This is a genomic window from Terriglobus sp. YAF25 (genome assembly GCF_052113305.1).
In the GTDB taxonomy this organism is placed as follows: Bacteria; Acidobacteriota; Terriglobia; order Terriglobales; family Acidobacteriaceae; genus Terriglobus.
This window is the reverse complement of record NZ_JBFRCY010000307.1, coordinates 1-6,925: the sequence shown is the minus strand read 5'-3', so window position 1 is coordinate 6,925 and position 6,925 is coordinate 1. Positions and strand designations below refer to the sequence as shown.

Below are 6,925 nucleotides of genomic sequence, written 5' to 3'. Positions count from 1 at the left end.
TGGGTATTCCGGAAGGGGCGTGCAGCGGCGTTTTCATTGCGGAAAACGCCCATAGATGCGGAAGCCCTACTCTACTCCTACAGGGAAAATGCTCTATGAGGGACGGGGTAGCCAACAATCCATCTCCTCCTCTTTGAAAAACTTTTCCGAAACGCTGAACAAAAGGACTTCGTCCGGAATATCTCTGCAGAAGCATAAATCCAGAGTTTCGGCCGGGCCTACTTGCCCGGACAAAGGTGTCATGCGTCGTCTGTCCGGTCTTGTTTGCGGTCTGTTGCTTTTTCTTCTCCATCTCTCAGCGCCTGCACAGTCTCGTGACTCCGGGCGACTTCACCTGGTGGTGAAAGATACTTCAGGCTCAGGTCTGGCGGTGACCGGCACCTTGAATGGTCCAGGGTCGGTGCGGCAGTTCCAGACCTCTGCGAATGGCGAGCACATGTTCACGGGACTTGCCCTCGGCAGCTACAAGCTTCAGCTCTACCGCAATGGGTTCGCGACGCAGACCATCGTGATCGACGTGCGCTCTTCGGAGGTTGTAGAACGTGTTGTCACCCTGACACTCTCGTCTCTCTCCACCTCGGTTACCGTCTTCTCTGAGACGCCGATCGGCCAGGCCGATACAGATACCTCGACCGTTCCCGTGCCGGTGCAGAACCTCTCAGCGCAGCAGCTTGCCGATATTAACTCACTCAATATCGGCGACGGCTTGAATAAGCGAGTGAACGGCATTTACATCAGCGAGAACCAGGGCAACCCGTACCAGATGGATGTGAACTACCGCGGTTACACTGCTTCCCCGCTTCTGGGCACACCTCAGGGGCTTTCAATCTATCTGGACGGAGTGCGGCAGAACCAGCCCTTCGGCGATGTCGTCTCCTGGGATCTGATTCCTCAGGTTGCAGTACAGGACATCGAGCTGATCCCGGGGGCGAATCCCCTGTATGGACTCAACTCTCTGGGCGGAGCTCTTGCCATGCGCACCAAGGACGGCATCTCCAACGCCGGGCTCACGGTAAAGTCCACGGGCGGCAGCTTCGGACGTCGTGCTGTCGAAGGCGAATGGGGTGGTTTTACCTCACGCGGCTTTAACTGGTACGTCGCCGGCAATCTCTATCACGAAGACGGATGGCGCAAGTATTCTCCTTCTGATGTGAAGCAATCGTTCGCCAAGCTTGGATGGATGTTCGGCCGAACGACGCTGTCGCTTTCCGGTGTCTATGCCATCAACAACCTTAGCGGAAACGGCACACAGGACTTCCGCAATCTGAGCAAGGACTACAGCAGCGTCTACACCATTCCTGACCAGACCAGAAATCACGCGCCGTCACTCACCTTTAACGTGACGCACGAGCTAGATCACAAGCTGACGCTCTCGACCAATGCCTACTACCGCTATATCCGCGCCAATACCTTCAATGGCGATCTTAACGACGACTCCTTCGATCAGTCGCTCTATACGCTAAGCACCGCCGAGAAGAATATCCTCACTGCCAACGGTTATACCGGCTTCCCCACGGGAACCAGCAACGCCACGCAGCAGCCCTTCCCTTACTGGCGCTGCATCGCGCAAGGCCTGTTGAAAGACGAGCCCTCGGAGAAGTGCACGGGCACCGACACCTATACGCAGAACAAGCAGAACGCCTACGGACTCTCCGGCCTGCTGTCGTACCGCACGGCACGCAACCGCCTTGCAGCCGGTGTCTCCTGGGATCGCAGCAACATCAGCTACACACAGATCTCCCAGTTCGCCTATTTAAATCCGGACGGACTAAGCTTCACCACCATTCCGACCTATACCGATGGATCAACCGACGCAGACGGCCTGCCGGTGGATACCCGTGCCAACCTGCACGGGACGGCAGTGATCCGCCGTTGAAGCAGGTTGTCAGCCGAACCATCGAAGTGGGCATCCGCGGTAAAAATGAGAATCGTCTCCAGTGGAATGCCGGCTTCTTCCGCGGCACGAACTATGACGATCTGCTCTTCGCGTCCTCCACCGCCACTGGGTTCGGCTACTTCACCAACTTCGGACGCACCATCCGGCAGGGAGTGGAGGCCGGGATCACCTATCAGCTCCATCCCTTCACCTTCTCGAGCAACTACACCTTCCTGCAGGCGACCTACGGAACGGCACAGCTAATCAATGGAGCCGGGAACAGCTCCAATGAGTCCGCTCTGAATGGAGCCAAAGGTATCGATGGCGACCAAGACATCAGCGTCGGCAACACATTACCGCAGACTCCATCTCACATCCTGAAGTTCAACGTCGACTACCAGCCCACCCGTAAGCTGACGGTCAACTTCAACGTCGTCTCTACTTCTGGCTCATACGCCCGCGGGAATGAAAATAACCTTCACCAGCCTGACGGAACATACTATCTCGGCGTCGGCCGCACGGATGCATACGGCATTGCCAACGTCGGGGCACGGTATGCCTTCTCGCCGAAGTTTGAGCTGTTCGCCGAGATCAACAATCTCTTCGATACACATTACGCCACGGCGGCACAGCTCGGCGGGACGCCATTTGACAGCAATGGAGCCTTCATTGCCCGCCCCTTTGCCTCCATCAACTACGAAGGCCAGACGCAATACCCGGTGCGCCATTYGACCTTCCTGGCTCCCGGCGCTCCCATCAACATTTTTGGCGGTCTTCGCRTCACCTTCCAGAAGAAAGCGCCGAAGCCATAACCGCACTGGTGCTTGAGATACCTACTGCATCTCAAGCACCAGCAGGTTCCAATCCATAAAGCCTCTGTGGCTCAGTGCCTTGCCTGTATCTGGATCGTAGTATTCATTCAGCGATCCGTTCACGCGGAGATCCTGCGCCAGCAACTGCGTCGTCGCTGCCGCCAGCGCCTCAGCCTCTCGCGTGAATCCATACTGCCGCAGGCCATTCCAGACGAAGTAGTTCGCGATGATCCAGACCGGGCCGAGCCAGTTGCTCGGATTGCTGCTGGCTGCCAGAGAATACATATTCTCCGCGCGCGATAAGGTACGTACGCCGTACTTACCGCCGAAGGTTGCCGGGTTCAAGAAGTGCTGCCGTAGATCTTCGGYCTGCTCTTTGGTTGCGAGGTCACACCACAGCGGCAGGAAACCGGTGAAGGTCTGGATACGAATCGGAATGGCGCTCCAGGACATATCCATACCACGCTTGATATTCGGAATCAGCTCGGCGCGGCGGTCCTGGCACTGGACATCGACTGTATAGAAAAATTTGTCTCGCGGATCCCAGCATTGCCGTTGCACAGCCTCACCAAGCTGCTTCGCGCTCGACGCAAAACGCGATGCGGCATCTTTTTTCCCAAGCTTGCGCGCCATCTCCGCCGCAGCTTTGAGGTCTTCGTAATACAGGCAGTTCAGCAAGAGGTTCGCGGAGGAGAAGAATGGCCGGCCGAAGGTCGTGGGATCGTTGTCATTGCCGATGGCGACATCGTCGCCCCAGACCAGAAGTCCCACCTTGGTGGTGTTATCCGCCGTCCAGGAATCATAGAAGCGTTGTAGCTTTTCCATATACGGAGCGAACCAAGCGGCATCACCGCTTTCCTCCGTAGCCAACAACGCAAGTTGTGCAAGCACCGGCTTGGCTTGGTTCTCTTTGTGAGGTCGGCTTCCGCTCAGGCAGTGCAGCGGATCAGGATCGTTCAGCTTGATCAGCATAGGAATACGGCCCTCGCTCGATTGATGGTCGAAGAAGTTCCCGATGCTTCCCTGGGCATGGGCGACGATCGCCTGCCGCAATGAGGTATCCGAGGTTTGCTTCGCGATCGCGAACAGGCCGCGCGCCGTCCAAAGTGTGTCCCAGTCCCACAGCTCCGAGGAATACGCTGCCTTGGGAAGACTGGGAGAGATGCTCGGATACTTCAACAATCCGGCAGGCTCACGCAGCAGGGCACGTGCATTCTTCGCGAAGTAGCCAAGCAAAACTTCCCTGTCGGTGGCAATGCTGGACGTCGGTTGCGCACTGGCTGTGGCAACTTTAGAGAACAAAAGACTGTGAGCGGCAAGGCCCGCGAGGAAGCCGCGGCGATCAGGGCGAAGGTTCATGTCATCTCCGGATGACCGAATTCTACCTTCTGAGTTTCAGGAGCGGGCAGCGATACGGGAGCGAACAAAATAAACCAGTAGTCCGCTGACAGCGACCATACCGGCAAGTTTGAGCTCTGCCGCGAAGTTCTGCCGCGAGAAAAGAATAAAAATGAATCCGCCCAGGGCAACCAGCGCGGGCAAGGGATACAGCGGCATCCGGAAGCGTCCCTGCTTTCGCCGTTCCGCCCGATGCCTCGGCGCCATGACCGCAATTCCCTGCATCAAGAACTGGAAGACGATACGGATGATGACCAGCGATGCAATCACTTCCTGTAAACGCAGCAGGCATAAAAGCATCGCGATGCCGCCCAGCGTAAACAGAGAGATAGCCGGAATGTGGAAACGGGGATGCACCTTTCCGAAGATCGCGGGAAAGTTACCGTCCTGCGCTGCGGCAAAAGGGATACGTGAATATCCCAGGAGAAGTCCGAAGACCGAGGCCAGCGAAGCCGTCGCAATTAACACCACTACGATCGATGCGGCGGTGTGCGCCCAGGGATGAGAGGCAAATGCCATCTGCACAAAAGCAGCCATCGTGTACTGCCGGGCTGCGGCGTCATGCGTCAGCGCCAGCATCGACTGCCATGGCAGCACTCCAAGCACCGAGATATTCATCAGCACGTACAACGTGCCGACGATGATGATAGAGCCCAACACCGCCCTGGGGATCGTCTTCTCAGGCTTCTCAACCTCTGCGCCCAGGAAGCACGCGTTGTAGTAGCCCCAGTAGTCATAGGCTGAGACCAGCAGACCTGCGCCGAGTCCGTAGAAGAAGGCTGCATCCAGATGGAAAGCTCCGGCAGGAAACGAGAAGGCCTGGCTCGGGGAAAAATGCGTAAAACCAACCAGGATGACAGCAACCAAGGTCGCGACAACAACGACCCCTGTCACACGGGCGATGCGTCCTACATGCGCGACCGGCCGGTACAACGCTGCTAAAGCAATGGCGCAGGCGCTCATCGCAATCAGAGTCTGGCCGCTGAAGATGATCGGCGCATGGAAGAGATGGCCGCTGGCAATGGGCCGTGAGGCAGATGGCGCAAACCATGAGACATACTGCGCAAAACCGATGCAGCCGGAGGCGATCGAAAGCGGCGCGGAGAGAAGAAGCTGCCACGCATAGAGAAAAGCAAAGACTTTGCCCGCGCCATTCTTTCCATAGATATGTTTCAGATAGGCATAGGAGCCGCCGGCCTCTGGGTAGGCGGTGCCAAGCTCGCTCCACACACAACCATCGCAAAGGGAGAGTACCGCTCCCAGTACCCATCCGAGCATGGCCTGCGGGCCGCCCATGGCAGTGACGATGAGTGGGAGCGTGATGAACGGGCCCACACCCACCATATCAATGATGTTGGCGCTGGTAGCCGCTGCGGTAGAAAGACCGCGTACAAGCTGCGGGTTCTTCTCAGCCACGGCCAAAGGTATCCACCGCCCCGTGCAGCCGTTGCGACGAAGCCGATAGGTGATCCACCTCGCTGCGGTGCCATGCTGAGTCTTCGTGGAACTGTGAAGTTGCACGGTCGATCTGTGGATTCAGTGCTGACGGAGCAGGGCCGCCTGTTGTGTTCCGTACCGCAACAAAATTATCCGGATCGAGCGCACGCAACAGCGTCGCACGCTCCATCGGCTTTGCCTGTTTTCCCCGGAGGGCGACCTCCACAAAGTCCACCATCGCTTCCGGCTGATACCTTCCCGTAGATGCTTTGACCGCTGCCGAAACGATAGCATGCGCATCGTGGAAGGAGAGATCAGCCTCGCGCGCCAGCGTATCGGCCAGTTCGGTCACCGAGAGAAAGTCGCCATGAGCGCGCGCCGCGAGCCGCTCGATATCGAACGAGGTCTCCTCTAAAACACCCGCCATCAGCCGTAAGGCGCGCAGGCCGTCTGCGAAGGCAAGATCAACCAGCGGTTGTAGCGAATCCTCACTGTCGTTCATGTCAGCGAACGGCGTGTTGTGCAGCGAGTTCAACACCGCCTGTGACTCGCTCATAGCCCGCGAAGCCAGGATACGGGTGTGCTCCAAAGGCACCGGATTGCGCTTCTGCGGCATGATGCTTGAGACCTGCACATACCCCTCTGACAACCGCAGGAAGCCGAACTCGGCGGTCGACCAGAGCAGCATTTCCTGGGTGAACCGGCCAAGGCTGACCATCAGCGTGGCAAGCACCGAACATGGCTCGGTAATGTAGTCCACCGCCGCAATCGCGCCATAGGTATTGATCTGCAGACCTTTGAAGCCGAGCAGTTCCGCGGTACGTTCGCGGTTGATCGGAAACCCTGTACCCGTAATCGCGCATGCGCCCAGCGGTGAACGGTTAACGTGGGCATAGGCGGCACGGAGACGTTCCGTGTCCCGCTCCAGCACCTCAATGATCGCCATCAGGTAGTGGCCCATCGTCGTGGGCTGCGCCGGCTGATTATGTGTATAGGCCGGGATGAGGGCGGAACGATACTCCCCTGCAAGACGCAGCAGGACCGAGCGTAGGGCGAGGCAGGCTTCGGCTACCTCCAGCAGACGTCCACGCAAGACCATGCGGTACATCGTCATATCGAGGTCGTTACGGGAACGGGCGGTGTGAATACGCCCGGCATCCTCTTCCCCGCAAAACTCGGCAAGCTTCCGTTCGACCAGAAAGAACAGGTCCTCCACGGACCCGTCATACTTCGCCGCCGCAATCTCCTGCAACGGGAGCGCCTTCAATCCCTGAAAACAATGTGCTGCCGTCTCTTTGGAGATGATCTGTTGCTCGGCGAGCATCAGCACGTGCGCGTAGTCGATCTCCAGCATGGCCGGCAGAAACAGGCGCTTGGCGTCCTGAAAGACATGGGAGAGCAC

The 6,925-nt window shown here is 57.9% G+C and carries 5 protein-coding genes; 2 read left to right on the top strand and 3 right to left on the bottom strand.

The window, feature by feature from the left end:
* Positions 1-241: 241 nt before the first annotated feature.
* On the top strand, positions 242-1,876 hold the full coding sequence (locus tag AB4043_RS13950) for a TonB-dependent receptor plug domain-containing protein (protein ID WP_442307311.1): 1,635 nt from the start codon (positions 242-244) through the stop codon (positions 1,874-1,876).
* Complete coding sequence (locus AB4043_RS13945) at positions 1,873-2,688, top strand: TonB-dependent receptor domain-containing protein (RefSeq protein WP_442307310.1); 816 nt, start codon at positions 1,873-1,875, stop codon at positions 2,686-2,688. Before AB4043_RS13950 ends, AB4043_RS13945 begins: the two co-directional genes overlap by 4 nt.
* A gap of 21 nt (positions 2,689-2,709) precedes the next feature.
* Here AB4043_RS13945 and AB4043_RS13940 read toward each other — a convergent pair whose 3' ends face one another.
* The 3 genes from AB4043_RS13940 to argH all read right to left on the bottom strand — a co-directional run.
* Complete coding sequence (locus tag AB4043_RS13940) at positions 2,710-4,047, bottom strand: MGH1-like glycoside hydrolase domain-containing protein (protein WP_442307309.1); 1,338 nt, start codon at positions 4,045-4,047, stop codon at positions 2,710-2,712.
* A 36-nt stretch (positions 4,048-4,083) separates the two neighbouring features.
* Positions 4,084-5,502, bottom strand: coding sequence for an APC family permease (locus tag AB4043_RS13935; protein ID WP_442299088.1), 1,419 nt, complete (start codon positions 5,500-5,502; stop codon positions 4,084-4,086).
* Positions 5,495-6,925: argininosuccinate lyase (gene argH, locus AB4043_RS13930; RefSeq protein ID WP_442307308.1), on the bottom strand; the 1,431-nt coding region annotated here is incomplete at its 5' end. The genes AB4043_RS13935 and argH, both read right to left, overlap by 8 nt.

Coding starts and splice junctions, on each gene's coding strand:
- AB4043_RS13950 (WP_442307311.1), top strand. CDS start 242: ATGCGTCGTCTGTCCGGTCTTGTTTGCGGTCTGTTGCTTTTTCTTCTC.